Raw genomic sequence first — 26416 nt, forward strand, 5'->3', positions numbered from 1 at the left:
AATCTATTTATTTTTTGATGTGTATACAGATGACTATTCGTAGCGTTCAACGCATTTTTGCTTTCGCTGACGCGCTTTCTCATTCGAACGTGGCGTCGAACGCTCGTGCGCCCATCGGTTCGAACGTTCCGGCAGCGACGTTCTCATCGACGTGTGCGGTCGTGCTCGTTCCGACAAGCGAGGTGGTGACGCCGGGTGCGCTCCGTGCGAAGTTGATGGCTCGCTGAGCGCTGGTGTCACCACTCAGTTTCGCGGCGATTGCCTCGGGAATTTCTCTTGCGAGTTCTCCTTGTCCGATGCTGGCGCTCGTGAAAACGTTCAGCCCGGAATCGTGAGCGAATTCGAGTGCGCTTTTCATTCCCTCGCTCGACTCGTGTGCATCGACGGTGAACGCGTCCGCCATGTGGACGTTGAACGGGAGTTGTATCGCGCGAAAGTGTGTCGCATTCGTTCCGGCCGTATCGGAGGCCGCACGAGCGCGCTCGATGATCTCTGAAAGCGAGAGGTAGCTGTCGTGGTCCGGTGAGACACGAAAGCACTCCCACGTCGCAAGGCCGTAATGGCGGATGTCACCCGCCATGGCGCGCTCTTCGAGTCGAGCGAACGTCGCCTCCAGTTCGTCGTACACCTCTTCTCGAGACGTGGTTTGAAGCTGCGTTTCGGGGTTGTGGACGTAGTAGAGATCAAGCACGTCGAGTCCGAGGTTTGCGAGCGAACGGTCGAGTTGATCGTCGATGAAGTCTGGGTCGATGCTGTGGATCCCGCGAGCGAGCCGATCGGGTTCGATAATACCAGAATCGACGTACTCCGCTTCGATGTACGCTCTGGGATCATCCGGCCGCTCGGTATCGAACGGGACAAATCCACCTTTCGTTGCGACGAAGACGCTCTCCCGATCGGCGTCTGCGTCTCGGATCGCTTGCCCGACGACGCGCTCGCTGCGCTGGTGGCGATAGTTGATCGCCGTGTCGACGACGTTGATCCCGTGATCGAGTGCCCGGATGATTGCGGCGTGGTATTGCTCATCGACCGCGTCGGTCGGATCACCGAGATACGTGCCAAGACCGATGCTCGAGATGATACAGTCAGAATATCGGCGAAAATAGGTTCGAGCGAACGAGGGAAACGAATCTCGGTAGGCCCACGTTGCGGATTTGGTTGCCATTATCGCGCGTTAGCACAGCAAAACTAATCAGTGTCGTCCTTGTGAGTAGTCGTTCCTTGATAACGATCGATTGCCTCTCGGTAGCCCTCGCGGTAGGTTGGATAGGTGAATTCGTAGCCCAACTCCCGAATGCGTTCGTTCGAACAGCGTTTGCCCGTCAGGAGACGTCGTTTTGCCACCTGTGAGAGGTCGCTCTCAGCCAACCGCTCGTCTTTCGTCTGCTTCGGTGGGTGTTCGAGATCACAGCGGTCCGCGAGCCAATCGGCGAACTCCCATTTCGAGACTGGTTCGTCATCGACCGCAAGCAGCGTTGGTTCATTCACTGGCTCGGTGAGCGCAAACCGAATAACACCAGCCGCGTCGGTCCGATGAATCATGTTGAGATAACCTTCCGTAACTGGTCCTTCGAGATATCGTTCTAGTCTGTATCTGTCCGGGCCGTACAGGCCGGCAAACCTGACCACAGTCCCATCGAAGCCGTATTCGCTCGGGCGTTCCCGAGCGATTCGCTCTGCTTCTGCGAGCACGCGTGTTTTCTCTGTTGTCGGTTCAATCGATGTTTTCTCGTCCACCCAGCTGCCACCGTGATCGCCGTAGACGCCGGTGCTCGACGTATAAATCAGTGTTTCTGGACAGTGATCGCGGTTGCCGAACTGGTCAATGACCGTTTTCAATCCTGAGACGTACACCTCACGGGCAGCTTCAGCGTCGCGTCCTCCCGAACTCGCAATGAACACGACCGCATCCACGTCCGGCACGTCGGCGAGTGATGTGCTGTCGGTCACGTCGGCCTGTACTGCGTTTGCACCCGTCGCTTCGATTGCCGTGAGACCGCTGTCGGAGCGACGAACTCCCGTCACGTCGTGGCTGTCGAGTAGCCGACACAGTTCGAGGCCGACGTACCCACAGCCCAGAATAGCGACGTTCATACTACAGCATCCGCTCCTCGATCGTCTGTTGGAGTAGCACGAACTCTCCGAGCGTCATCGGAGAGCGCCCCTCGATCTTCTGTTGAATCGCGCGTGCCTCGATCTGTCCGTCGACCTCGCCTTCGAGCGTATCGACGTCGAGAACCGCGCTCGTCATTCCCAGCAAAAGTACGTCACGCGCTTCTGCCTCGACCGTCTCAGCGTCGGGTGCTCCATCGCGCAGCGCGAAGACGGCAGCCGCGTCCATCAGTGACAGCTCGTCCGCTAATGTCGAGGATTCCGACAGAATCGCCTCGGTTTGTTTCTGGTCGAGATCTGTCCGCTCTGTGACGGTCTCTGCACCGACTTCCTCGACGGTTTCCCGTAGCTCCGTTTCGTACCGCTGCTGGAGCGCTGTCGGCGTCATTGAACCAGGGTCGTCGACGATGGTGTGGATCATGGAGTGAAATACATCGTCTCGCTACAAGTGTGTTTACGCTCGCGCTCTTGGTGTCGTGATTTGTTTACTTAGTCGAGTGCTTGTTCGGCCGCTTGCTGTTCGTCGGCTGCGTCCATCTCATCTCGGTCGGTGGTGACGAGAAAGCGCCGTTCTGCTCATCCACTTGCCTCCTCGAACACGTCGTGTAACTCGCTGCTCACGTCCAACTCGGCCAACTCCGCATCGATGTCAACCGGATCTACGGCGTGTTCGTCGCGCTGTTGCATCCCAATCAGACAGTACAGATACGAGACGCGCAGGAGCCAAAGCGCACCGCCGATGGCTTCGTCTCCGTCGACAAGGTAGGAGACCCACCCCGATTCTGGGTAAATGTGATGTTTTTCAGCCTGTCCCTCCTCAATGAGGATATCTCGGATGCGCTTTGGAAAAGGAATGTCGAGCAATCGACCGTTGTGGAGATGGCCAATTTCGGTGCCATCCAGCGTGAATTCCCGAGCACTGAATCGGTGCGGTTCGACTTCGATACCAGACCAGCCACTGACGGTCGATTCGATTGCGTTCATGTGAGTCCCTCCAGTAGCCGCTGACAGGGGGTGCCCTGATCGTCAGCGTACTTTTCTAAAGAGGGGCAGACAGAGCTTGGACGTTCGTATGAACATCTTCACCGCTCCCACAGTGTCGCTCAGAACGCCTGAAACGCTTGCTTGACGACACCTAAGGCTCCTTGGTCCCACGCGACGCGGTGGTCAAGGCCTGTGTTCGAACGCTCGCGTGGCTCGTAATGTTCGAGATACCACTCGTAGGTGTCGATCAGTGCCGCTGTGTTCGAGTACTCTGGTTCCCAGCCCAGCTCCCGAAGCTTATCGACCGACACGTACGAATCGTGGTGTGCAGTCTCGTATATCCACGGGTAGAGTGGCGACAGATTCAGCCGATTCAGTAGCCTGAGAACGGCTACGGTCAGTGATGACGGTGTTCCAACGACGCGCTTTCCAGATCCTGCGTGATCCAGCAGTGCCTGGAAGTCTTCTTTCATCGTTGCGTACTCCGTTGCGCCGACGTTGAACGTGTCGTTGACCGCATCGGGATCGTGCGTTGTTACGAGTTCGATCGCACGAACCAGATCGTGAACGTGCATGAGTTGGTATTTGTTGTTTCCCCATCCGACGAGCGGAATGTTTGCGCCAGTCTCGACCCAGTCGAACAGCACTTGAAAGACACCGAGACGCTGTGGTCCGATGAACGTTTTTGGACGGAGAATTGGGACACACATGCCCATCCGACGGAAGTCCTTGCACACCTTCTCGGCCTCGATTTTCGCGTTCCCGTACGGCCCGACGCCGTCGAGAGGTGACGCTTCCGTGATCGGATGCTCCTCGTGCAGCCCATAGACTGCCGTTGAGGAGATATACACAACACGCTCGATGCCGTGGTCTTTGGCTGCCCACAGTACCGATCGCGTCCCATCGATGGTGACCTCGCGGATCGTATCGGCGTCCCAGAGCGGGAGCGCCGCCGCGGTATGAACGACCGCATCTGGGTCGAACGTGGCCATCGCCTCCCGAACAGCCTCTTCGTCCCGGACGTCACCTTTGACGTAGTCGATTCCACGAACATCGTCTTCTTCGTTGAACGGAACCCGATCGAACGCCACGACGTTCCATCCCTCGTCTCGGAAATACTCACACACGTGAAGTCCAAGGAAACCAGTCCCTCCTGTGACGAAAACCGTGTTCGATGACGAGTTTTCTTCTTCGTGTTCGCTCATTAGATGTACTCTTTCGGCCATTGCCCTTTTTTATTATGGCCCACGTAGTCCTGAGCCATCCAATGTCAGGGCAACCGTTCACATCGCGGTCGACGAACACCTTACGAGGGCTGCTTCGTGAACTCCGGCCACAGCAGTGGTACAAACAGGGTGTCCTTCTGTTGGGTATCCTTTTCTCACAAAGTCTCCTCTCCGTCACTGCGTGGGGACGCGTTATTGGCGCGATTGGTGCATTCACCGCAGTCGCCGGTGCTGTGTACATCGTCAATGACATTTGTGACCGTGAGGAGGATCGCAAACATCCCGAAAAACAACACAGGCCGATCGCCAGCGGGCAACTATCAGTTTCGGTCGCTACTGTGGCTGCGGTCGTACTGTTGTGTGGTGGACTCGCCCTGGCATTATTTATCAACGAGCTCGTCTTGGTGGTCTTGGTTGCCTATCTCGGGCAAAATATTGTCTACTCGCTATTTCTCAAAGATATCGTGCTGGTTGACGTACTCGTCGTCGGGACTGGATTCGTCCTCCGAGCAATCGCGGGTGTCGTTGCTATTGGTGTGTATCTCAGCCCGTGGCTCATTCTCTGTACGTTCTTGCTTGCCCTCGTCCTCGCGGTTGGAAAGCGACGAAATGAACTCGAAACTGTCACGAATCCCGTTGACACCCGCGAATCACTCGGACTATACACCGACGAGGAGCTGGACCAACTGCTCGTCGTGACGATCGCAATGCTACTGATGACCTACGCGCTGTACACGTTTTTCCACTCCCAGACCCCGATGATGCTGACGCTTCCACTCGCCTTCTACGGCGTATTTCGGTACCATCACCTCGTTCATACGACAGCCGTAGCCGGTCGACCGGCGTATCTCCTCACAGACCGAGCGATGTTTGTCACCCTCATTCTGTGGTTTCTTGTCACAGTTGCTGTCATCTATCGTATCCCAACAACCCTCGCAGAGGGGTTCATGGGGGTGTGAACGTGTGCGCGAGTACGAATATGACCGGTAGCGAGATCACGCATCTGTGTGAGTATGGACGTGAATGCGGATCCGTATACGGGGGGAGAGATGGCGTACACGTATGATTTACAAGTTCACACGGACGCGTCACCGTGTTCGAACGCAGCTCCTGCTGATGTCGTCGCCGCTGCGGTTTCCCGTGATCTCGATGGGATCGCCGTCACGAATCACGATACGCTTGCAGGTGTGGCTGCTGTCCGAACAACTGCGCCCGACGAACTGACAGTGATCTCTGGAGTCGAAGTGTCGACCACACAAGGACATCTTCTCGCGCTGAACGTCGAGGAGCCACCGCCGCAGGGTGATCCACTCTCGGTCATTGAGCACGTTCACGATCTCGGCGGGGTGGCGATTCTTTCACACCCATTCGATCGGCTCCGAGAGCACTACGCCAGCAACCTCGATGCGATCGCTGCTGCCGTCGATGCGATCGAAGTCCGCAATTCCCGCTGTCTCCGAACGCGATACAACGAGCGCGCCCGGGCGTTCGCCCGTGAACACGATCTCCCAGTCACGGGTGCAAGCGACGCTCACTTTCCGATGGAGATCGGCCGCGCGTACACCACGTGTGAGAGGCCCCTTCTCGAAGCACTCCAGCGCGGCGAAACCAGCAGTGGCGGACGTGACCGATACCTTTCGGGTCACGCGGCGACGAAGCTTCACCAACTGAATGAATCGCTCGGTCTCAATTTCACTCTCAGCCGATGAAAGGATCTACGTACGTTCGTCACTGCATAAGTCTGCTGCGCGAGCACGGGCTGTGGCTGACAGCTCTCGGTACGCTCCTCGTGTTTTTCGGACTCTTCCTGTTCGGTGATGCGAACGCCGTCGTCAAAGCACTCTCCAATGTGGACGCAGGAGCCGTCGTAGCGATGTTCTGTCTGGTGCTCGTCGGATACGGTATCCGATTCCTGAAGTGGGCGTACTACCTGCGCGTTCTCGAAATCACGATTCCCGTTCGTCAGAGTGCGCTCGTGTTTTTCAGCGGACTGATGCTCGTCGTCACGCCTGGGAAAGTTGGAGAAGTGTGGAAAGCGTGGTTTCTCCGGGATCTCCACGACGTTCCGGTGAGTCGAACCGTGCCGGTCGTCGGTGCCGAGCGGGTCACCGATCTGCTCGCACTGAGTAGCTTTGCGTTCCTCGCTGTCCTGCTCTATCAGCGTTCAATCGTCGTGCTGATCGGGATTGTTGCGCTCCTCATCGGGGGACTCGGTGTTCTTCAGTGGCGTTCGCTCTCGCTCCGAATTCTCTCGTGGTTGCATACGATCCCCGTTCTTGGTCCCTACGCATCGGATCTGAGGGACTTCTACGAGCGCACGTACGAGCTGTTTCGTCCGCGCCCACTCGCCGTCGCAATGGTGTTGAGTCTGCTGGCGTGGGGATTAGAGGGAATCGCCCTTTGGGTTATTCTCCGTGGCTTCGATGCTCCTGCCGATCCACTGCTCGGACTCTCAGTTCTCGGACTCGGTTCGGTGGTCGGGGCAGTGAGCTTTCTTCCCGGTGGGTTGGGTGCTGCGGAGGCAAGCATGGTCGGTACCCTGCTCGCTGTCGGCTACTCTCGCACTGTCGCTGTCAGTGCGACGCTCCTCATCCGCGTCGGTACGCTGTGGTACGGCGCGATCATCGGCGCATTCGTCTTCGGACTCTATCGTCTCATGGATACGTCCTCAGAGCGACAGACATCGTTCGAACGCGAAAGCAACGACTGATCTCTTCATCCAGATCGCTTGGTTTCTCTGACCATCGCTTTCGGAAATATCAAAGAATTACTACTTATCAGTACTTTCCAGCTGTGAGTTGGCGACCGCACTGCGATCGGTATTCGCTTTGCAACTGCATCGCTGACGCGGCTGACTTGTTCTCGTATCGGAAGCGAACGACCACCGTTTCCTGTTCTCTCGTCGTCTCGAACAAAATCCGGTCGGGAATGCGTTGCAGTTCGGTCGAATTGTTCGTAGCGACTGTGGTTTCGGTCGATGCGCTCTGCTCTGTGCGCTGCAACATGAGCCACGATTGAACTGCCTTTTGATCCATGTACACGACCGATTTGACTCGCGGGAACGATCGTTCTGAGTCCACGAGTCCGCTGGGAGCACCGATCAGCTGAACGGTCGTCGATTCGCCGAGTTCACCATCGAGCTCGTTGTCGAGTCCAACGAACGTTTGGCGATTTAGCTCTCCTGCTGTTTCCCAGCTATCGTACGGGTGAAAGAGGGGCGAGGTTGCGACGATCGGAACAATCAACAACAGAACAATCCCGACAAGCGCAATGTTCTGATCGAGCGGCGTACTCCACTGTCGGGACCGATCAGAATCTTGCGTCTGGTCGCTGTTCCAGATCTCGCGGCCCGCGCTGACGAGCACGAGTGCAAGAATCGCCATCGCCGGGATCACCGAGAGATAACCGGTACGGATCGTGTACAGACCGTTCCGGAAAAACAGTGCGAGGGGAGCGAGTAGCCAGATGACGAAGAACGCGAGCGCTGGTTGGATCTCTGTGAATGCCGATGCACGGGTCGTCATCGCCCACAAGAGACCGGCACAACAGCTGCCAAGAAGAATCAAACCGACGGCGGCGTGCGCCATACTTGGATACAGATACGAATGGCGAGGCGCTGGCTGACGATACACGAGATAGCCGAGAATCTCCCATTCAGGTGAGAAGGCGATCAACAACGCAATTGTTGTACAGCCACCGATGAAGCCAGCGAGCAGCGGTGTACTAGTGGCACTCGATCGCTCTCGGTGAAGCGACGAAACACCACAGAGCGAGACGAGCACGATCAGCATCGCCAGTATGAGCAGCACACCCATCCAGAGTCCGCCAGCGGCGAGTCCGTTTCCGATAACGTCTGCCGGATACGCGAGCGAGATCACGTACTCTACCACAACGCGTATTTCATCCACGAGCGTCACTGGTCCGCTCCGAATGTGGTGATAGCCACCGAGTCCTCCCAACACCGCAACGCGCACAGCGAGATACACGACCGTAACAACACCGAACGGGATCACAGCACGAACTGCTGTTCGGAGCGCGTTGTACGGACCAGTGTCGTACTGCTGTATTGCCGTCCACACGAACAGCAGTCCGGGCACGAGAAGAGCCGGTTCTTTTGCACCGAGCGCGAGCGCATACAGCACGAGCGCCCCCACGAGATTCGCCCTTCCATCACTCGCTGTCTTATTTTTGCTCCGAATGTACAGTGTCAACGATCCGAGCACGAATATCGCCATAACGATGTCGTGACGACGTGGCGCTGCTGGCACGACCTCGGCCATCAGCGGATGCAATGCGACCAAAACGGCGCTGAGCTGCCCGACGATGCTGTCATTGGTTATCTCGGTGACAACGATTGCGACGAGCACGACCACGACGCCGTGCAAGACGAGGTTGGTGAGATGGTATCCAGTTGGATCGAGTCCCCACACTGCGTAGTCGATCGCGTACGAGAGGCTAGCGATCGGCCGATAGAACAGCGCAATGTCAGTGAAATCAGCCTCGTACATCATCGGCTGGGTGAACAGCTCCACAGCGTCTCCGACGTTCAGCACCCGACTCGAAACGATCAGCTTCGTTGTGTCTGTTGCCACAAACCAGTACGTTAGTGATTCGATGTGTGCGACGATTGCCAAAAGAAAGAGAGCGAGCTGACGCGAGCGGTTCATGATTGTCATCCGTGATCACTGCCCCAACGGATTAAATTCTATGTGTTGACGAGAGTACAATAGTGAGATCAGTGCGTGCTCTGCTGATACAGCTCGTATTTACTGCTCGGAGAGGGTGCTGTCACGGACACAATCTCGCGGTTCCAAGCGATGGAGGATTTCTGCAGACATCTCTGTTGAGTGGTTGCTGACCGTATGAATGTCGTATCAGATGAATATCAGAGATGGTCGTTTTGTGTTCTCCAGAGTCGCTTACACCAAGCTAGAACCGTCGAACGAGGTTCGATCGTACTCGATCTCCATCAGATCGAGGATCGTAGGTGCGATGTCGAATAGATCGACATCGCCGATACGCGCGTTGGCATCGTCGATGAACAGACAGGCGTTTTCGAAGCTGTGCATTCCGTTTCTGGGGCCAACTTCGAACACATCTTTCCCGCCTTTGAAGCCAGCTTTGAGATCGAAGCCGTGATTCGGGATGACGACGAGATCGGGTGCGATGTCGTCGTGCTCGCCACGGAATGCGTCTCCTTTCGTGACGACTCGGTCTGCAACTGGTTTTCCGTCTGGTCCTTCGAGTCCGTTAATCAGCTCGGTGAGCTCGTCCAGCGTGCTCTCGTACTCGTCCTGACTCACGCAGCCGCGCGGCTCACGTCCTTCGAGGTTGACGTAGAACCGACCTGGAATGAGCGAGTACGCGCGCGTGTCGTCGGAGATATCGTCTAGCTCGCTGTGATCATCGGTCCGGTAATCGAGCCAGCCCTGCTCTTGCAGCCACCTATTGCAGTGAACCTCGTAGTCTTCGCTCGTGAAGCCGTGGTCACTCGCGACGACGAGTGTCGTGTTGTCATCGAGCTGGTCACGGAGTTGACCGATGTAGTCATCGACCTTGCGATAGAACTCCATGAACGCCTCTCGGTTCTCTCCGTCGCGTTCGTAGTCTTTGAACAGGAAGTGATTAACCCGGTCAGTGGTCATGAAGACGCCGAAGAAGAGGTCCCAATCGTCCTGTTCGATGTAATGTTTGAACGCCTCGAAGCGGGCATCGATTGTCTCGTGAGCGTCCTCCATGAACTCGCTCTTGTCCTCCTCGTGACCAAGTTTGGCATTCACATCGATGCGGTAATCCATGCTTTCGAGTGTTTCACGGATCTCGTCGGGATACGCGCCCTTTTCGACACCAGGCGAGAGGAAGCCCGACACCATCCGCTGGACATTTCGCTGGGGTGGGAACGTGACTGGAACGTTCATGACCGTGGCATCACGGTCGGCGTCGGTGACGCGGTCCCAGAGTCGGGTCGCTTGCACATCTCTTCCCATCGGAACGTATGTGTCGTACGACCCAATTTCACGATCCTGAAATCCATAGACGCCGGTCTCACCGGGGTTGACACCTGTCGTGAGCGACGGCCAGCATGCGCTCGATTCCGGCGGGACGATGCTATCGATCGCACCCGCCGATCCATCGTTAGCGATAGCAGTCAAATTCGGAAATTCATTAGGGTTGTCATCAATGAGGCTATACGGAACGCCGTCGATACCGAGAAATACGACGCGCGAACCGGAGTCACCACGAAGTCGATCGAACAGTCCCATATCGCCGATTGCGCGAGGGAAACACAAGAACCTTCTTTTCTTTTTCCCTGACGTTCTCTGCCAGACTTACTCGCCTTCTCCGCCCACGTCGTGCTCGCTGTCGCGCTCTGCGTTCTCCGGAACGACGGTCACGTGGTTGATCCCAACCGGCACTCGTTGCTTCATTTCATTTCTATGTATTGCCTCCATGACTAAATAATTACTCATGCTCATAACTCATGGGAGTGTGCGTCGGTATGACTCCGGGGTATCTCTGAAGGACGGGTGACTCTACATTGTGGAACTGCAGAAAAAACGGTGTTCTCGAATCGAGCGTGTTCGGCTGTGTTATTGTTGGTTGAGGACAGCGTCGATCGGGTCAAGTAGCAGTGGTTCGATCTCCGACCACGAGTACGTCTCTTCGATGCGTTGGCGCGCTTGTGTTCCCAGTCGCTCTCGCAGTCCATCACGAACCAAGAGAGTCCGGATGACCTCAGCGAACGACTCTGGCGTGTCGGCAATCTTCAGGTGTTCGTCTTCTTCAATGTCGATCCCTTCGGCTCCGAGCGATGTCGTCACGACGGCCTTTCCGAGTCCCATCGATTCGAGAACCTTGTTTTGGAGACCGGCACTGAACCGCATTGGTGCGACTACGACACGCGCTTTCGTGAGATATTCGAACGGATCTTCGACGAATCCAGTGACCTGAACCCCCGGGCGCTCGGCGAGCTGGCGCACTTTTTTCGTCGGCTGCGTTCCGACGATGACGAACTCTGCTTCGGGGTGGTGACGCCGTACCAACGGGAAGATTTCATTCACAAAATACGTGACAGCGTCCTCATTCGGAAAGTAATCCATCTTCCCGAGAAAGACGAGAAGTTCCCTGTTGTCGGGATTGTTGTCCTGTTCGCCTGTTTCGCTCGGTGTTTGTTCGAGTATCTCGTTTCGGACTCCATTCGGGACAACAGAAAACGACGGTAGTCCAGCGTTGTCGCCTTCGATATACTGCTTGTCGGCTTCGGTGATGATAAATGAGTGATCGAAATCACGAACAACTTCTCGCTCATAGCGGAGAAGGCGGCTGCTCTCGATCGGATAGATAACTCGCCAGAGACCAGATGCACCCGTGCTCGATTCGGCGTAGTTTCGGGAGATGGCATCGACGAAGTCAACGATTTTTGGCGTCTCGTATCTGCGGGCGTATTCGGTTGTCCGAACGTGGTTACAGTATAAGAGATCGTATCGACCGACGTGGTTGTCGAGCCATTCATCAATCGCATTGAACGAGTAGTAGAACGTCTGAAGGGGCTTTCGAGAGACGAGTCCCAACACCGTATTTAGGTGGAACCGATGCGACGGATAGGAAAAGATGGTAACGTCGTTGAATACTCGAGAAAGAGTGTCTATCCGATACTGTTTGATGGGAGACTCATCGACGATCAGCAGGTCTACTGTGTGTTCAGTTGCAAGAATTTTCGCAGTGTTGAATAGCCGCAGCTTCGCACCACCTGTCAGAGGATAAGGCGTTCGAGAACACAAAACGAGTATCCGTGCCATTGTGTTATCGTTCCTCTCGACGTGTCGTATCACCGATCTCGCACATCTGTCTCTTCGATAACGAATTGAGTACGTTTGATATCCTCGTTGCGGTTCTGTCCCACGAAAATCGCTTTGCTCGTTGCCGGCCTTTCGCTTCAAACTCCGAACGAGCCGCTGCGTCGGACCAGAGTCGCGCCACTGCCTCAGAGAGTGCGATCGTATCGGCTGGATCGACTGTGAGACCGGCTTCACCGACGACTTCGGGGAGTGACGCTCGATCGGAGACGATAACGGGCGTTCCCGACTGCATCGCTTCTACGGGTGGTAAACCGAACCCTTCGTACAGTGAAGGATAGACGAACAGCGATGCCATGTTGTATAACAGCGGTAGTTCGTCGGCTGGAACGTGCCCCGTGAAATGGACGTGTTCACGGAACGGACACCGCTGTAATGCTTTCTCGAGGGCTTCGTCGACGAGGTGATCCTGCCCGACGATGACGAGTGGCGGGCGCGCGTCTGCATCCAGTACTGCAAGCGCATCGAGGACCGAAGCAAGATTCTTTCGAGGTTCAATATTTCCTACATAGAGCGCGAATTGCTCCGGAATGTCGAACGCACGACAGAGCCGATCGCGGGTTTCACTCGGTACGGTTCGAGGCTGATATACGTCATCAGCAGCACCGTATGCGATGGTCACGTCATCGTCTGATAGCTGATGATACCGCAGAAGATCGTGTTTTGTGTTTTCTGAAACCGTGATGACCTGATCTGCCCGTTCAAGCGAAGCGGCGAGAAACACGCGGAGGTACAGCCGGTACGCCGCCGTATGGACCTCTGGGAGCGTCCGGTGGACCATGTCGTGAACAACGACAGCGCTCGGACCATCGAATGCAACCGGTTGGACGAAGTTTGGGCCGAAAAAACAATCAATATTATCGCGTTCGAGCAAGCGAGCGAGCGTCACGTTAACCCACCAGATCGGCTGTATCGGACCGAACAGCCGATCAACGAACGACGGACAGCGGCACGGCCGCCATCGAAACCGCGTCTCGTCGGGAACCACGATATCAGAGCGGTTCCCATCGGTCGGATCGTAGTACGCGTACACTGTGTAGCCGTCGAATGCACCGCTTTCGATGATGTTAGCAAGATAGTTCCCGACACCGGACCGCTTTCCGGTGAGCGTTCGTGCATCGACGCCAACGTTCGTGGTTGTCATCTGATCATACGAACGGCTCTCGCCGACAGTTCAACTGGATCGAACGTCCTCCTCATCTCGACTCGGCTTTTCGGCTGTCGTTTCGTTCCGTTCACGAATACAGGTAACTTACTCTCATATTATGAATCTCATATACTTGTCGTAAGCCGAGCCGTCGTCGAGTCTCTATCATTCACGCTTGCTGTTGTGTTGCTCCATTGTAGGTTGGAGAGCGATCGTAGTATATCGGTTTCGTGTTCCAAGCCTTTTTATTATCACTATCGGTCCACTAATCACCCTTCAAAATTCCAGCTACTGTCTCGATTTAGTCTGACACGAATAGAACGCTGCTGCTCTCTTCGACTCTGTTGAGTGTCTGTTGGTGTACGTCTCTATTCGTGGACAACACTCGTTGGAGGTTTGAGCAAGTGACGCCGCTGTGGTTGAAATGAATTGGCCAATGTGTAGCTCGTCGCACGTCTGTCGGAGTGCGCAATTGACTGATGTGGGGTGACAAGATCACGATTTACACGCCTATGTGTTGCATCAGTCGAGAATCAGCGACCGCGAATGATGCGGTCGATTTACTGCAGGCCGTAGTTACGAGAAATGCTCCTCGTAGAGCTCCTGTGCGTGGACGATCGCATCCTGTGCAGCTTGCTTGTCCTCCCACCCGAGCGTCTCCACTTCCTTCCCCTCTTCGAGGTTCTTATACGTTGAAAAGAACTCGTCAATCTCGTCGCGGGTTTGCTGTGGAATGTCGTCGAGATCCTGGATATGGTCGTATCGTGGGTCCTCGGTTGGGACAGCGATGACCTTATCGTCCTGTTCGCCGTCGTCATCCATCCTCATGAGTGCGACCGGGCGCGATTCGATCACACAGCCTGGGAATGTCGCGTCTTCGACGAGCACGAGCACATCGAACGGATCCTCGTCGTCGTAGTACGAGCGAGGGATGAACCCGTAGTCCGATGGGTAGTGGACGTTGCTGTGGAGGACTCGATCGAGCATCACACCGGGGATGTCTTTGTCGTACTCGTACTTGTTGCGCTCACCTTTTAGGCACTCTACGACGGCGTTGATTGTCTCAGGCGGGTTCGGTCCGGTTTCGAGATCTTCCCAGAGGTTCGTCATCGGCCGAACTGCGGGAGGTGGCCAAAAATCACTTTCGACACAGCCGTGTCGGTCAATGGGCGGAAACCACCATACTGGTCGCCATTCCTCTGTTCATACTGTTTACCAATAGCGAGTATGATTGGTCACTTATGATACTAATTCGGCAGCAGTTAGTGACTTTTTGTAAATATTCACTTGATAGTTGAATAGTTTTAAATAGAGTCGTGACATTTGTTTAGGTCATGTCAGAGGCAAAGTCAGTCTCCGGCGTATCGGGCATTGAACGCGACCTGACCGCATTTCAGCAGAACATTCTCGTTATCCTCTCGGAAGAGGCGCGCTATGGACTTGCGATCAAGCGCGAGCTTGAGCAGTACTACGACTCCGAGGTCAATCACGGACGGCTGTATCCGAATCTGGACGATCTCGTCGAGATGGATCTTGTTGAAAAAAGCGAGCTGGATAAGCGGACGAATCAGTACGCGCTGACCCAATCCGGATACGACGCTGTCATCGATCATTTGTCATGGGTCTTCTCACGATTCGTAACCAATAATGGTCGCGGCGACGAGGTTCGGGCCCTCGTCGACGACGCTCAGACATAGACTAGCAGGAGACTCTGACGCTCACTCACGGGCAATGTCGAGCGTCAGTTCGACCGACTGTTCGACGATCGTGCGTTGTTTTTTTGAGGGCCACACGTTGCGCGGGTAGTACTCTCTGAGGAATTCTTTACACATCGTCTCTGTCGCCTCTTCGATCGGTTTCAGGTAATGGTTTCCCATGAAATCGGCGAACGCAGCGGCGTTTTTTCCGTGGATGTCTCCGTGCTGCTCTGTGACGCGTTCGACAATCGTCCGGTTGTGCGCTTCGACCATTTCCCAATCCGCGTTTCCGGGAGCCTCAAGCGGCCGTTCGATTGCGCTGTCTGTGGTTTCGATCTGTTCGATACGAACGCGTCCGTCTGTGACCCACTCGCTCGGATAGAGCACGAGCGTTGTGTCCGCGGTGCGCTCACGAGCGATGTATCCGTGGCGTGCGAGGACCTCGTCGCGCTGACGGCGTGCACTCTCCGCTTCGTCCGCGTCGCTCGCGTCTCGTGCCCGACGCGTCAACCGTTCGGCTTCATCAGCGATGTTTTCAGGAAGCATCAAGCGCCTCATTGGCAAGCTTGTCTGCGCGCTCGTTTATCTCCCGCGGAACGTGTGTCAGTGACCATTCGTCGAACTGTTCGAGGAGTTCGAGCGCCCGAATTCGACGTTCACGAAGCCCCGGATCGTTTACGTTCCACGCCCCAGTCACCTGCTTGACGATGAGCTGTGAATCCCCCCGGACGACTACCGTATCGAATCCACTGTCTGCGGCGACCGTCAGCGCGTGAATAAGCGCCTCATACTCCGCACGGTTGTTTGTCATGTCGTCGATTCGTTTGCCACCTTCCGAGACAATCCCATCATCCGTCACGATGACCCAGCCGACGGCCGACGGTCCGGGATTTCCACGTGATGCTCCGTCGAAGTAAATGTGTGCGCGTCCACCCGCTTCGCGTAACAGCGCGACTAACCGTTCCGGTGTCTGACCCTGTATGACGACCTTGGTGTCGTATGCAACGGCTACTGCGCCACCGTGCTCAGCTCGCCAGCGTTCGTGGTCTGTGTTGCCCGGTTCGATATCTATATCCGCGTCTGCGAGTCGTGCGCGCGCCACGCCGGGATCACACTCGATGACCGGCATTGGTTCGACTCACCCGGGGAATGATAAATGGCTTCTGGTCCGGCATACTCAGGATCGAAAGAAGACGCACGAATCTATCCCTGTTTATCAATTTTGACCAATTTAATTGCGGCAGATGACCCCACGTTACGGAAGGTCTAAGTACCTTGACCAAGGTAGTATAAAAATGCGATGACACGGTCCACCCGTACGCGGGAGCGCGAGCAGGAAACGGAACACGAAGCAGAAAGCACGCGAGAATGTCCCGAATGCGGGTCCGACCATCTTATTAAGAGTTCAGATCGTGGTGAACTCATTTGTGACGATTGTGGACTCGTCATAGAGGAAGAAAAGATTGACCCTGGTCCTGAGTGGCGGGCGTTCAACCATCAAGAACGCCAGCAGAAGTCCCGTGTCGGAGCCCCGACGACTCAGACGATGCACGATAAGGGGCTAACGACCACCATCGACTGGAAGGACAAAGACGCCTACGGTCGGTCGATTTCTTCGAAAAAGCGCAGCCAGATGCACCGGTTGCGAAAGTGGCAAGAGCGCATTCGAACCAAGGACGCCGGTGAGCGAAACCTCCAATTCGCTCTTTCCGAGATCGACCGGATGGCCAGCGCGCTCGGCGTCCCCCGATCGGTTCGGGAAGTCGCGTCCGTCATTTATCGACGCGCGCTGAAGGACGATCTCATCCGTGGCCGATCCATCGAGGGCGTCGCTACCGCCGCACTGTACGCGGCCTGCCGCAAAGAAGGAATTCCACGGAGCCTCGAGGAGATCTCCGAAGTCTCCCGTGTCGAGCGAAAAGAAATCGGACGCACGTACCGGTATATCTCCCAAGAACTCGCCCTGGAGATGGAACCGGTCGATCCGAAGAAGTACGTCCCCCGATTTTGCTCAGAACTCGACTTATCCGAGGAAGTACAAGCAAAAGCCAACGAAATCATCACCACTACCGCAGAGGAAGGACTGCTATCGGGCAAATCCCCAACGGGATACGCCGCCGCAGCGATCTACGCTGCCTCCCTTCTCTGCAACGAGAAAAAAACCCAACGGGAAGTCGCCGACGTCGCTCAGGTGACAGAAGTCACCATCCGAAACCGGTATCAAGAGCAGATTGAGGCGATGGGTATCCACAGCTAACTACCGCTAATCGACGTACGAAATCCAACCTCGCTCGCGCTTCCGTTCATCAGCACACCTGCGTTACGTTTTGTAAACACCAGCTGTGGTTTCCCGTGTCGGTCCATTTTTCCGCTCCACTACGAGTGAAGATTCAAGCATCTGTCGCTCTTACTGCCAGTAATGCGGCTCGATGAGTTCATCGACGGGCTCGCGTACGACGAAGAGACCCGTATGCGTCAGTTGGCAAAGGAGAAATCCTACGCAATCACGGAGTATCTTGCCGACACTGAGCGTCGCATCGACGAGACCGTCCAAGGTGACTCACTGTTTGGGAGCACGTCCCCCTCGATTTTTGTTGGGAGATCTGGGTATCCACAAGTTTCTGCGGGCATTCTCGCCCCGGTCGGTGACGAGCAACACGCCTCCGAGTACGCGACCAGCGGAGAGTGGTACCAGCGTGGCTACACCATCGATGACGTGTTCCAAGCCAGAACCGGCCTGCTCAACTCTGCGCGACCGACCGATGTTCACGTCGCTGATGAGTGGAACGGGTTCACTGGCGTTCGACGCGAAGTCGCTATCGCCGACCGTCCAGTTGACGTGGAGGTTGATCTCGATGGACCACCCTCAATCGATCTTGACGTCGGTCGTGACGACATAGCGACGCCGACGGGACCGCGGGCGCGGGCAACTGGGGCGCAGCTCACAGAGAACCCTCACGTTCCACGAGCAGTCGAGAAGACGCTCTCAGACGATGACTGGCGCGCCGACGGAGCAATGGCGTATCTCTACAACCGTGGGTTCGACGTATACGATATCAACACCATTCTTTCGGCTGGCGCGCTCGGACGGACTACAAACCGACGACTCGTCCCGACGCGGTGGTCGATTACTGCTGTCGACGACACGGTCTCTCAGTTCTTACGGGGACAACTCCAAAACGCATCGTCCATCGACGAGGTGGAGGTCCGCTACAACGAGTATCTCGGTAATCAGTTCTGGGTGCTGCTCGCGCCGGGTGACTGGGAGTTCGAGCTCGTCGAGATGAAAGCACCAGGAAGTGTTTGGAATCCCGACCGCAGCGAGTACTGGCTCGCGAGCGACCGCGAGGGATACGAAGGACGAACGCAGTACGTCGAAGAAACCGCTGGCGCGTACTATGCGACCCGCCTTGGGGTCCTCGAACACCTCGCAGAGCGTGACCGTCAGGCGAAGGTGCTCGTGCTCCGGAACGTCACCGACGACTACTGGGGTCCGGTTGGCGTCTGGCAGGTGCGCGAATCAGTCCGGAACGCCTTCTCTGAGGAGATGGCCACCGCAGAGACGTTCCACGACGCAGTCCGACAGATCGTTCCGCGGCTTCCTGTCGGCACAGACGCCCTCCGTCGTAAATCCAATATGGTCGCGGGATTACAGACGAGTCTGAGCTCATTCATCACGACCAACGAGGGGTAGCACAGCGTGCTACGCTCTCCCTTTCGTTACTCCGCGAGTGCTGCGAACGCTTCATCAACCAGTTCGCCCGTCTCTCCAACGAGTTCGTCCCACTGTTCGCTTTCAGGAGCCATCCCGAGCAGTCGAGCAGCGCGCATAATGCTGACGTGATAGACGCGTTGGACGCCTGATTCTTCTTCCCAGATAACGACGTTACACGGGAACAGCGCGCCGATCGTTCGGGTCATGTTGAGCGCACGATCTGCCATCTCAGGATGACACGCACCGAGTACGTAGTACGGACTGCGGTCGGCATCGATCTTCTCGTTGAGAAGTTCGGATGGGGAAAATTCGGCTGGGACACCAAAGCCTCTCTCCGTGAAGGCAGTCCGGACGTGCTCGATGGCTTCCTCATGCTCCATGTGGAGCGTCGCCTGCTGCTGGCCGATATCTTCGCCGTCCAGTACCGTTGGATCGATCTTCAGGTCCATCACACCCTCGTTCGAACGAGCAGAATAAAACGCTTCGTTACTCGTCGGTCGATTCGGCCGTCGGAACCGGTCCAGTGCCGATGACTTCACGGACGGCGGTTTCGAGGTCTTGCTTGCGTGGGAAGTACGTGCCGTCTGACTCATCGAGAATATCTGTGAGCTCGCGCGGTCCATCGGGTGTGCGGATGAGTTTGTCTCCCTCGCGGCGAACGACCTCGCTTTTCGGAATGCCGTAGTGGAGCCGCGAGGTGATGCGTGCGAGCGGTGCCCCCTCGACCGATTCGCCCTCGCCGAGTTCCACGATCGGTTCGGTTTCCTCGTCGTCAGCCATGTTCGTCCGTCTGCTCGGTTGGCGATTAATACTGTCGGTTGTCCCCTCGTCTCGCTTCCAACGGATCGACAGATACATCGATCCGGTACGGAGGTCGAGAACTGTGTTTGGTTACTGATTCTGTGGTCGATATTGAACGCACAGTGTGACCGTTCACGACCGCCAGCGAGTGCGAGACACCATATTTCCGCTGACTATGTTACCAAAAACCACACCACACAAAGGCTTATACTCAGATGGACTCCACTTATGTGAGTGACAATGATGATCGTTTTCGTGTCCAACTGAGACGACTGCCGCCGTTTCACGCGTAGGCCCTCCGTCTTCGATTTCACGACAGTCGCACTGCTTATCCGTCTGCCGCAGCCGCGGCACTGTCTCGCTCTCGCTCCCGATTTGGATTCGCTTCACGAATCCACCGAGCTGACAGTTGACAGCGCCCCTATGGCTGGATTTTCGTGATCTGGCTATTGGGTGAACTGCTCGTATTCCACCGACTACGACAACGATGACAAACGATACTGATCTCGACGATGATAGCGAAGAAAAGACGTTCGCCGTCCAGCGAGACCGGGTTGACGCTCCGATTCGCCGTCTGTTTGCAACCTATGGCAGAGAGCAGTGGTTTCCGCTCTCCGTTGGTCTTGTTGCGAGCTTAGCCGCGCATCTCCTCTCGCTCGTTCCACCGTACATTCTCGGCGTCGCTGTTGATGCGATTTTCAACCAGAACGATCTCTACGAACTCCCGTTGGTTCCACAATCGTGGATCCCGAACGATCCCATCGGACAGTTCTGGCTCTCTGCTGGACTGATCATTGCCACGTTTGTTGGCGGCGCGGTGGGCGCGTGGGTGAAGGGCTGGGGACTCAACGAATTTGCACAGTCCATCCAACACGAGATCCGCGTCGACACTTACGATGCAATGCAGCGGTTGGATCTCGGCTTTTTCGCCGAGAAACAGACGGGCGAGCTGATGAGCATCCTGAACAACGACGTCAACCGTCTCGAACAGTTCCTCAACGGCGGGCTGAACGTGATGACGATGATCGGCGTCACCGTTGTAGGCGTCACTGGGCTTCTCGTCTACATCAATTGGCAACTCGCGCTCGTGACGCTGGCGACGGTTCCGGTGGTCGCCGTGTTCACACACAAGTTCGTCCAGACCATTCAGCCAAAGTACAGCGAGGTCCGATCGACCGTCGGACGCCTCAACGCTCGACTCGAAAACAATCTCGGTGGCATCGAAGTCATCAAGGCTAGCAGCGCCGAAGATTATGAGTTCGATCGCGTCACCGACAGCTCTCAGGAGTACTACGACACGAACTGGGACGCTATTCGCACCCGCATTATGTTCTTCCCGGGGCTTCAGCTGAGTTCTGGCTTCGGCTTCGTGCTCACTTTCGTCGTTGGCGGCCTGTGGGTGTTTAACGGTCCGCCGCTTTTCTTCTCGGGCGGATTTTCGATTGGGAATTTCGTGACGTTCGTGTTTTTGAGTCAGCGATTCGTCTGGCCGCTCGCACAGTTCGGGGAGTTCATCAACATGTATCAGCAGGCGGTCGCCTCCGCTGAGCGTGTCTTCGGATTGATGGACGAACCGAGCGGACTCGATATCGACGACGACGCTCCCAATCTCACCGTTACAGAGGGCGTCGTCACATACGAGACCGTCACCTTCGGCTACGACGAGGAATCGATTGTAGAAGACGTGAACTTCACTGTCGGAGGCGGCGAGACGCTCGCGCTCGTCGGACCGACTGGTGCCGGAAAGTCCACCGTTTTGAAGCTCTTGTTACGGTTCTATGACCTCGAAACGGGCACAATCCGTGTCGATGGCCGGGATATCCGTGACACCTCCCTCGTCAGCCTTCGTAAATCGATTGGCTACGTCAGTCAAGAGACGTTCCTCTTTGCGGGTACCGTCGCGGAGAACGTCGCATACGGCTCCTTCGAGGCGACACGACGGGACGTTATCGAGGCCGCAAAAGCCGCGAAAGCACACGAGTTCATCGAGGATCTGCCAGATGGATACGATACAGAGGTTGGCGAACGTGGCGTCAAACTATCGGGGGGCCAGCGCCAGCGCGTCGGTATCGCGCGAGTGCTGCTGCAAGATCCCGAAATCTTGCTCCTCGATGAGGCGACCAGCGATGTCGATACGGAAACAGAACTCCACATCCAAGAGAGCCTTGACGCTCTCTTGGAGGATCGAACCGTACTCGCCATCGCACACCGCCTCTCGACCATCAAGGATGCAGACACCATCCTCGTCCTTGAGGATGGTCAGGTGGTCGAGCGCGGCGACCACCGAGCACTGATCGCACGGGATGGGCTGTACGCCGACCTCTGGGGAGTACAAGCCGGAATGATCGAGGATATTCCGTCGCGGTAACGGTACGCACCCACGGTCCGTATTTTAGTATCCGAGGATCGAAACCCGACCATGAAGGAGTACGAACGGAAGCAGCTCCTCGAACGGATCGACCGCGAGGGTGCGACGGTGGGGTCGTCAATCCCGGAGACGATCGACGTGCAGGGTGAGGAAATAAATCTTCGAGCGTTCGTCTTCGAGACAAAACGACGCGCGACCGTGCCGCCGGGAGAGCAAGATCGTCTCGACCGGGTGAAACGGAATCTCAGGCGCGAGCGACTCCAGCGCAGACAGCGCATCGAGGACGATGCGGTCACCTTCGAGACTGGCAAGCAACTGGTTGAGAGCATCATTGGTATCGAGCGGGCGCTCTCAGCACTCGACTCGCTCGAACGGCCGGACATCGAACGAGAGATCGAGGCGAAGGAGGCGGCCGATACGAAGCGGTGGACGAAGTTCCTGAAACAGGTGCTCGGAAGTGACACGAACACACCACGGAGGAATCGATGACTGTTCGGAACGACGAGCTGGCCGCCCAATTCGAGGAGATGGCAGATCTTCTCGAAGCCCAAAACGTCGAGTACAAACCCGTTGCCTACCGCCGTGCAGCAGAAAACATCCGGGAATATCCGGAGAACGTCGCGCATCTCTCACAGGAGAGCCAGAGCGCCGTTGAGCGGATCGACCGCGTCGGCGAAGCAATAGCCGAGAAGATCGTCGAATACGTTGAGACCGGAACTATAGCCGAGCTCGAAGAGCTCAGAGACGAGCTCCCTGTTGACATGGCTGGGATCACGAGCGTCGAAGGCGTCGGTCCGAAGACGGTCGGTACACTGTATGAAGCTCTCGACGTACGAACGCTCGACGATCTCGAAACTGCGGCACGTGAAGCGAACATTCGGGATGTGAAAGGCTTCGGTCCCAAGACCGAAGAGAACATTCTTGCGAACATTGATTTCGCGCGTGAGTCACGTCAGCGCCAACTCCTTGGAGAAAGTGTCCCGCTTAGTACAGATATCACGGCGTATCTCTCCGACACTGGTCCCGTCGATCGCTGTGACGTGGCAGGCTCACTTCGACGCTGGCGATCGACGATCGGCGATATAGACGTTCTCGTCGCAAGCGCAGACGCACCGAAAGTTGTCGAGGCGTTCACTGATTGGCCGGACGCAGACGAGGTTATCGAAGCAGGGACGAGCAAAGCAAGTGTTCGATCGAACGGTGTCCGCGTCGATCTCCGCGTTGTCGTTCCGGACGAGTTCGGTGCCGCGCTCCAGTATTTCACTGGGAGCAGGGATCACAACATCGCGATTCGGAACCGTGCCATCGACAGGGGTCTGAAAATAAATGAGTACGGCGTCTTCGACATCACAGACGTAGACGATCCTGATGCAGGACAACGCGTTGGTGAGCGAATCGCTGGTAAAACCGAGGCTGACGTGTACGAAACACTCGATTTGCCGTTGATCCCGGCAGAGCTTCGAGAAGCTCGTGGCGAAATTGAGGCTGCGGCCACAGACAAGCTCCCCGAGCTGATTTCGGTTGATGACATTCGGGGGGATCTTCATCTCCACACTGAATGGTCGGACGGACGAAATAGCATCGAAGAGATGGTTGCTGGAGCCGAGGAACGGGGCTATGAGTATCTCTGTATCACCGACCACGCGAGTGGTCCGGGGATGGTTGGTGGCGTTGGACTCTCGGATGACGAACTCGAAGAACAGCTGGCCGTGATCCGTGAGACCGGAGACGATGCAGCTATCGAGGTGTTCGCTGGTGTCGAAACAAACATCGACGAAAATGGCAGCGTTTCTACCAGTGATGCGATCCTCGAACAGCTCGATTGCGTCGTCGCATCGCCACACTTCGCGCTTGATGGCGACGGCACAGATCGACTCATCGCTGCCGCCGAACATCCTGACGTCGATATCATCGGCCATCCGACTGGCCGCCAGTTGAACCGCCGGTCGGGACTCGATATCGATGTCTCGAAACTGGCGAACGCCGCAGCGAGAACGGAGACGGCGCTCGAAATTAATGCCAATCCTCACCGTCTTGATCTCCGCGGGGGTGCGGTGCAGGTCGCAGTTGAGATGGGTGCGACTGTCGTCATCGATACAGACGCACACCGTCCGTCGAGCTACGACTACGTTCGCTACGGCGTTCACACTGCCCGTCGTGGATGGGCCGAACCCACTGACGTGCTTACCACTTGGAATGCTGATGCTGTCAGAACGTTTTTCGAGTCGTGAGTTGGTTGGATATTCAATATCTATAATTTGATACTAATTATATAAAGGCGTGTGTTTCGATTCATTGCTGTGATGTCTAATCGAGGAAGAATCATCATTTGATAACTATTTGTGATAAGTTTCTTATATGAGGGTTGATTAACGACAACTCCCAAAACCACAATATACCATGGATCTGCATAGACACATTAGAAATAATACATACGAATCATTCGTAACTATGCTATAACATCTGTCTGTGATATTCTAGAGCAGGATCAAATAGATGCTTTACTGTGGATAAGGTATATAGCTATTCTCCAATCAGTCCTGAATGATGCCCACCCGGATGACCTCCACTTTCGAGTTCCTCTTTGGGAGGTCATGGGTTGTCTCGCTACGGATTATTGCAGTTGGTGTGTTTCTCTCGATAAGTATTGGTCTGATCGGGCGGCTGATCCCGTTGGGTGCGATTGTCGTTTATCGATCAGAGATTGCAGGTGTTCTTGCTAGTATGGCATTCCTCAGTGGAGCAGGAGCGATCGCCTACTTCAATTCTGGCTACGTTGTGATATTACTGATTCAGGTACTTCTTCTGCTTGGATTATTTACCAGCGGTGGTGTCGCAGTGTTTCCCGGGTCGAGTATGGTCGAACAGTTTCAACTGAAAATCCAATTTGCAATTGTAATCGGTCTCTTGCTCAGTACTATCGGATACGCCGTTGGTGGTGCTGTTCGGTCTATTCGAAGCTGATTACCTATGAGAAACTGTGACCGTAGAATGGTACTCTCTCAAATGCTGGTCGATAAGCAGTCACGAAAACGAGTTGGCTGATAATGTCTTGCCGCAAGAAACACCATCCGAAAACAATTATATGGATTTTGTATTTGTTGGTGTAATTAGATATGAATGTGATATAAAATATGACAGTGGAGAAATTCATACCTCGGTTAAATAAAATAGCATTGGATAAATTGAAATATGATGATTGTGAATTAGATTACCGAGTCTTGATATTCACCGCGGAAAATGGTGGCTGTTGAGTCATATCATGTTTCGAACCTATAATGCAACTTCGACAATCTATTTTACGAATGTGACAGTACTCCGAGTCAGATGATGTTAGATGACCTTGTACGTCCATCGACCAACAAGATCCATGGTGAGACGTACCCAGGAATGAGCCGACGCCGTTTGTTATCTTCTCTTTCTGGATTGGGATTTACACAGGTTTCAGCAAAATTTATCACGAGGGAGGACATTGACAACGCAGCTTCTGATGAAGTTCCGATTGTCACTGGGTTCTACAGTGATGATCCAACATCGGAGACAACTGCGTACAAAGAGTATGTGCCAGCTGATTGGTACAACGAATTTCGTCACGCAACACAGATAAAACAGCAATTAGAGAGTTCTCTCATCCAAATTCCTGGTGTCGTTAGTGTCGGTGTCGTTCCTGGAGAACGTGGAGGGGAGAGTTCTCACGTCGTCGTCAGAATCCAAGAAAATGTGCTGGGGACGATTCTTGGAGATATCCCGACACTGATCGATGGTATCGAGATCAGTGTCGAACCAGTCAACGAGTTCCGATCCCTGAGTTGTGCCGGGAGTCTTCGAAATTGGAATGCTTCTCAGTCGTCGATTTATGGCGGATATGAAGTTTGGGGAGACGCATCGAAACCGATTGGAACCGTTGGTGCGCCAGCGTTCAAAAATGGTCGTCGATATCTCGCTACGTGCAAGCACATTTTTTCGGGGAAAAATTCCACTGGGAAGATATTGAGACACCCAAATGGGGCTCGACTCGGGAAAGTTAGTAAGAGTCGTTGTATGGAGGACTTTGCCATGGTGTCTCTCGATCCGGGCCATTATATTGAACGTAACATTCGTCATTCGGGATTTCGTGGGATCTCTGGTCATTATTCGCATGACGGATTAGCAAATCTCAAGAGTCGAAGAGTGAAGACCCGGAAAGTTGGTCGGACCACGTGTCGGACCACCTTCGGACGGATCCAATCCACCGCCGAGACGATTTTCACTGCACCGGGTTGTGTACCAAAACCCTACTCAGTGTTTCACAAGGACCAAAGCTCAGGGAACGATCTCAAACAAGGCGACAGTGGGTCTATCAGCTTCTATAAAGCTCCGAACAATAGTAATAAATGTTGGTTGGTGAGCTTCATAAATTATGAGGATGCAGGCACGAATGATGTTTTCGGGATTGGTCTCTATCGCCTAGCCGATTTTGGATACAGTTTTTAATAAGACATACTGTATCATTCACATCTAATAAATATAG

General features: G+C 55.2%; 24 protein-coding genes. 10 read left to right on the top strand and 14 right to left on the bottom strand.

Annotated features, from left to right (window positions below; genetic code table 11):
- Positions 1-79 precede the first annotated feature (79 nt).
- The 5 genes from MW898_RS17665 to MW898_RS17685 all read right to left on the bottom strand — a co-directional run bounded on the left by MW898_RS17665 (position 80) and on the right by MW898_RS17685 (position 4301).
- On the bottom strand, positions 80-1165 hold the full coding sequence (locus tag MW898_RS17665; RefSeq protein WP_248909291.1) for an aldo/keto reductase: 1086 nt from the start codon (positions 1163-1165) through the stop codon (positions 80-82).
- A gap of 23 nt (positions 1166-1188) precedes the next feature.
- On the bottom strand, positions 1189-2094 hold the full coding sequence (locus MW898_RS17670) for an SDR family oxidoreductase (RefSeq protein ID WP_248909293.1): 906 nt from the start codon (positions 2092-2094) through the stop codon (positions 1189-1191).
- Between the two features lies 1 nt (position 2095).
- Complete coding sequence (locus MW898_RS17675; RefSeq protein WP_248909296.1) at positions 2096-2533, bottom strand: DUF5791 family protein; 438 nt, start codon at positions 2531-2533, stop codon at positions 2096-2098.
- 155 nt (positions 2534-2688) lie between these two features.
- Complete coding sequence (locus MW898_RS17680) at positions 2689-3096, bottom strand: luciferase domain-containing protein (protein ID WP_248909298.1); 408 nt, start codon at positions 3094-3096, stop codon at positions 2689-2691.
- Positions 3097-3215: 119 nt separating this feature from the next.
- On the bottom strand, positions 3216-4301 hold the full coding sequence (locus tag MW898_RS17685; RefSeq protein ID WP_248909300.1) for an NAD-dependent epimerase/dehydratase family protein: 1086 nt from the start codon (positions 4299-4301) through the stop codon (positions 3216-3218).
- A 62-nt stretch (positions 4302-4363) separates the two neighbouring features.
- On the opposite strand from MW898_RS17685, the gene MW898_RS17690 reads away from it, so the two are divergent.
- Genes MW898_RS17690 through MW898_RS17700 form a run of 3 tightly spaced genes read left to right on the top strand, consistent with a single transcriptional unit; the run spans position 4364 to position 7032 of the window.
- Positions 4364-5281, top strand: coding sequence for a UbiA prenyltransferase family protein (locus MW898_RS17690; protein WP_248909302.1), 918 nt, complete (start codon positions 4364-4366; stop codon positions 5279-5281).
- Positions 5282-5335: 54 nt separating this feature from the next.
- Positions 5336-6031 carry a PHP domain-containing protein gene (locus MW898_RS17695; protein WP_248909805.1) on the top strand — a complete coding sequence of 232 codons (696 nt, stop codon included), beginning with the start codon at positions 5336-5338 and terminating at the stop codon, positions 6029-6031.
- On the top strand, positions 6028-7032 hold the full coding sequence (locus tag MW898_RS17700; RefSeq protein WP_248909304.1) for a lysylphosphatidylglycerol synthase transmembrane domain-containing protein: 1005 nt from the start codon (positions 6028-6030) through the stop codon (positions 7030-7032). The genes MW898_RS17695 and MW898_RS17700 overlap by 4 nt, the downstream gene beginning before the upstream one ends.
- Positions 7033-7099: 67 nt before the next feature.
- Here the strand turns inward: MW898_RS17700 and MW898_RS17705 are convergent, their stop codons facing one another.
- From MW898_RS17705 to MW898_RS17725, 5 genes are all read right to left on the bottom strand, one after another.
- Positions 7100-8989 (bottom strand): hypothetical protein, encoded by a 1890-nt coding sequence (locus tag MW898_RS17705; protein WP_248909306.1) that lies wholly within the window; start codon positions 8987-8989, stop codon positions 7100-7102.
- Between the two features lie 252 nt (positions 8990-9241).
- The gene (locus MW898_RS17710) at positions 9242-10585 is read right to left on the bottom strand and encodes an alkaline phosphatase family protein (protein ID WP_248909308.1); all 1344 of its coding nucleotides are present in this window, start codon (positions 10583-10585) and stop codon (positions 9242-9244) included.
- Between the two features lie 327 nt (positions 10586-10912).
- Complete coding sequence (locus MW898_RS17715; protein WP_248909309.1) at positions 10913-12121, bottom strand: glycosyltransferase family 4 protein; 1209 nt, start codon at positions 12119-12121, stop codon at positions 10913-10915.
- Between the two features lie 4 nt (positions 12122-12125).
- Positions 12126-13322 carry a glycosyltransferase family 4 protein gene (locus MW898_RS17720; RefSeq protein WP_248909312.1) on the bottom strand — a complete coding sequence of 399 codons (1197 nt, stop codon included), beginning with the start codon at positions 13320-13322 and terminating at the stop codon, positions 12126-12128.
- Positions 13323-13901: 579 nt separating this feature from the next.
- A complete protein-coding gene (locus MW898_RS17725) occupies positions 13902-14435 on the bottom strand; it encodes an inorganic diphosphatase (RefSeq protein ID WP_248909315.1) in 534 nt (177 codons plus the stop codon).
- A gap of 224 nt (positions 14436-14659) precedes the next feature.
- On the opposite strand from MW898_RS17725, the gene MW898_RS17730 reads away from it, so the two are divergent.
- On the top strand, positions 14660-15022 hold the full coding sequence (locus MW898_RS17730) for a PadR family transcriptional regulator (RefSeq protein ID WP_248909317.1): 363 nt from the start codon (positions 14660-14662) through the stop codon (positions 15020-15022).
- A gap of 21 nt (positions 15023-15043) precedes the next feature.
- Here MW898_RS17730 and MW898_RS17735 read toward each other — a convergent pair whose 3' ends face one another.
- Both MW898_RS17735 and rnhA read right to left on the bottom strand, forming a co-directional pair.
- The gene (locus MW898_RS17735; RefSeq protein WP_248909319.1) at positions 15044-15568 is read right to left on the bottom strand and encodes a DUF7108 family protein; all 525 of its coding nucleotides are present in this window, start codon (positions 15566-15568) and stop codon (positions 15044-15046) included.
- Positions 15558-16151, bottom strand: a complete 594-nt coding sequence (rnhA, locus tag MW898_RS17740; protein ID WP_248909322.1) for a ribonuclease HI — start codon at positions 16149-16151, stop codon at positions 15558-15560. The genes MW898_RS17735 and rnhA overlap by 11 nt, the downstream gene beginning before the upstream one ends.
- Positions 16152-16322: 171 nt before the next feature.
- Between rnhA and MW898_RS17745 the strand changes: the two genes are divergently transcribed.
- Together MW898_RS17745 and nreA are read left to right on the top strand one after the other, a co-directional pair.
- A complete protein-coding gene (locus tag MW898_RS17745; RefSeq protein ID WP_248909323.1) occupies positions 16323-17279 on the top strand; it encodes a transcription initiation factor IIB in 957 nt (318 codons plus the stop codon).
- Positions 17280-17441: 162 nt separating this feature from the next.
- Positions 17442-18716: a DNA repair protein NreA gene (gene nreA, locus MW898_RS17750; protein ID WP_248909326.1), complete on the top strand. Its 1275-nt coding sequence runs from the start codon at positions 17442-17444 to the stop codon at positions 18714-18716.
- Positions 18717-18742: 26 nt separating this feature from the next.
- Here the strand turns inward: nreA and MW898_RS17755 are convergent, their stop codons facing one another.
- Positions 18743-19186 carry a DUF302 domain-containing protein gene (locus MW898_RS17755; protein WP_248909328.1) on the bottom strand — a complete coding sequence of 148 codons (444 nt, stop codon included), beginning with the start codon at positions 19184-19186 and terminating at the stop codon, positions 18743-18745.
- A gap of 37 nt (positions 19187-19223) precedes the next feature.
- Positions 19224-19517 carry a DUF5789 family protein gene (locus tag MW898_RS17760; protein WP_248909330.1) on the bottom strand — a complete coding sequence of 98 codons (294 nt, stop codon included), beginning with the start codon at positions 19515-19517 and terminating at the stop codon, positions 19224-19226.
- 508 nt (positions 19518-20025) lie between these two features.
- Here MW898_RS17760 and MW898_RS17765 point away from each other — a divergent pair.
- From MW898_RS17765 to MW898_RS17780, 4 genes are all read left to right on the top strand, one after another.
- Positions 20026-21906: an ABC transporter ATP-binding protein gene (locus tag MW898_RS17765; RefSeq protein ID WP_248909332.1), complete on the top strand. Its 1881-nt coding sequence runs from the start codon at positions 20026-20028 to the stop codon at positions 21904-21906.
- 51 nt (positions 21907-21957) lie between these two features.
- On the top strand, positions 21958-22395 hold the full coding sequence (locus tag MW898_RS17770) for a DUF5788 family protein (RefSeq protein WP_248909334.1): 438 nt from the start codon (positions 21958-21960) through the stop codon (positions 22393-22395).
- Positions 22392-24137 carry a DNA polymerase/3'-5' exonuclease PolX gene (polX, locus tag MW898_RS17775; protein WP_248909336.1) on the top strand — a complete coding sequence of 582 codons (1746 nt, stop codon included), beginning with the start codon at positions 22392-22394 and terminating at the stop codon, positions 24135-24137. Before MW898_RS17770 ends, polX begins: the two co-directional genes overlap by 4 nt.
- Before the next feature lie 316 nt (positions 24138-24453).
- The gene (locus MW898_RS17780; protein ID WP_248909338.1) at positions 24454-24870 is read left to right on the top strand and encodes a hypothetical protein; all 417 of its coding nucleotides are present in this window, start codon (positions 24454-24456) and stop codon (positions 24868-24870) included.
- Positions 24871-26416: the final 1546 nt, after the last annotated feature.

It is taken from the genome of Halocatena marina (genome assembly GCF_023276375.1).
Classification (GTDB): domain Archaea; phylum Halobacteriota; class Halobacteria; order Halobacteriales; family Haloarculaceae; genus Halocatena; species Halocatena marina.

Excerpts from the sequence above, each read along its gene's own strand:
- MW898_RS17665 (WP_248909291.1), bottom strand. The coding sequence starts at position 1,165 with ATGGCAACCAAATCCGCAACGTGGGCCTACCGAGATTCGTTTCCCTCG.
- MW898_RS17670 (WP_248909293.1), bottom strand. The coding sequence starts at position 2,094 with ATGAACGTCGCTATTCTGGGCTGTGGGTACGTCGGCCTCGAACTGTGT.
- MW898_RS17675 (WP_248909296.1), bottom strand. The coding sequence starts at position 2,533 with ATGATCCACACCATCGTCGACGACCCTGGTTCAATGACGCCGACAGCG.
- MW898_RS17680 (WP_248909298.1), bottom strand. The coding sequence starts at position 3,096 with ATGAACGCAATCGAATCGACCGTCAGTGGCTGGTCTGGTATCGAAGTC.
- MW898_RS17685 (WP_248909300.1), bottom strand. The coding sequence starts at position 4,301 with ATGAGCGAACACGAAGAAGAAAACTCGTCATCGAACACGGTTTTCGTC.
- MW898_RS17690 (WP_248909302.1), top strand. The coding sequence starts at position 4,364 with ATGTCAGGGCAACCGTTCACATCGCGGTCGACGAACACCTTACGAGGG.
- MW898_RS17695 (WP_248909805.1), top strand. The coding sequence starts at position 5,336 with ATGGACGTGAATGCGGATCCGTATACGGGGGGAGAGATGGCGTACACG.
- MW898_RS17700 (WP_248909304.1), top strand. The coding sequence starts at position 6,028 with ATGAAAGGATCTACGTACGTTCGTCACTGCATAAGTCTGCTGCGCGAG.
- MW898_RS17705 (WP_248909306.1), bottom strand. The coding sequence starts at position 8,989 with ATGAACCGCTCGCGTCAGCTCGCTCTCTTTCTTTTGGCAATCGTCGCA.
- MW898_RS17710 (WP_248909308.1), bottom strand. The coding sequence starts at position 10,585 with ATGGGACTGTTCGATCGACTTCGTGGTGACTCCGGTTCGCGCGTCGTA.
- MW898_RS17715 (WP_248909309.1), bottom strand. The coding sequence starts at position 12,121 with ATGGCACGGATACTCGTTTTGTGTTCTCGAACGCCTTATCCTCTGACA.
- MW898_RS17720 (WP_248909312.1), bottom strand. The coding sequence starts at position 13,322 with ATGACAACCACGAACGTTGGCGTCGATGCACGAACGCTCACCGGAAAG.
- MW898_RS17725 (WP_248909315.1), bottom strand. The coding sequence starts at position 14,435 with ATGACGAACCTCTGGGAAGATCTCGAAACCGGACCGAACCCGCCTGAG.
- MW898_RS17730 (WP_248909317.1), top strand. The coding sequence starts at position 14,660 with ATGTCAGAGGCAAAGTCAGTCTCCGGCGTATCGGGCATTGAACGCGAC.
- MW898_RS17735 (WP_248909319.1), bottom strand. The coding sequence starts at position 15,568 with ATGCTTCCTGAAAACATCGCTGATGAAGCCGAACGGTTGACGCGTCGG.
- rnhA (WP_248909322.1), bottom strand. The coding sequence starts at position 16,151 with ATGCCGGTCATCGAGTGTGATCCCGGCGTGGCGCGCGCACGACTCGCA.
- MW898_RS17745 (WP_248909323.1), top strand. The coding sequence starts at position 16,323 with ATGACACGGTCCACCCGTACGCGGGAGCGCGAGCAGGAAACGGAACAC.
- nreA (WP_248909326.1), top strand. The coding sequence starts at position 17,442 with ATGCGGCTCGATGAGTTCATCGACGGGCTCGCGTACGACGAAGAGACC.
- MW898_RS17755 (WP_248909328.1), bottom strand. The coding sequence starts at position 19,186 with ATGGACCTGAAGATCGATCCAACGGTACTGGACGGCGAAGATATCGGC.
- MW898_RS17760 (WP_248909330.1), bottom strand. The coding sequence starts at position 19,517 with ATGGCTGACGACGAGGAAACCGAACCGATCGTGGAACTCGGCGAGGGC.
- MW898_RS17765 (WP_248909332.1), top strand. The coding sequence starts at position 20,026 with ATGACAAACGATACTGATCTCGACGATGATAGCGAAGAAAAGACGTTC.
- MW898_RS17770 (WP_248909334.1), top strand. The coding sequence starts at position 21,958 with ATGAAGGAGTACGAACGGAAGCAGCTCCTCGAACGGATCGACCGCGAG.
- polX (WP_248909336.1), top strand. The coding sequence starts at position 22,392 with ATGACTGTTCGGAACGACGAGCTGGCCGCCCAATTCGAGGAGATGGCA.
- MW898_RS17780 (WP_248909338.1), top strand. The coding sequence starts at position 24,454 with ATGCCCACCCGGATGACCTCCACTTTCGAGTTCCTCTTTGGGAGGTCA.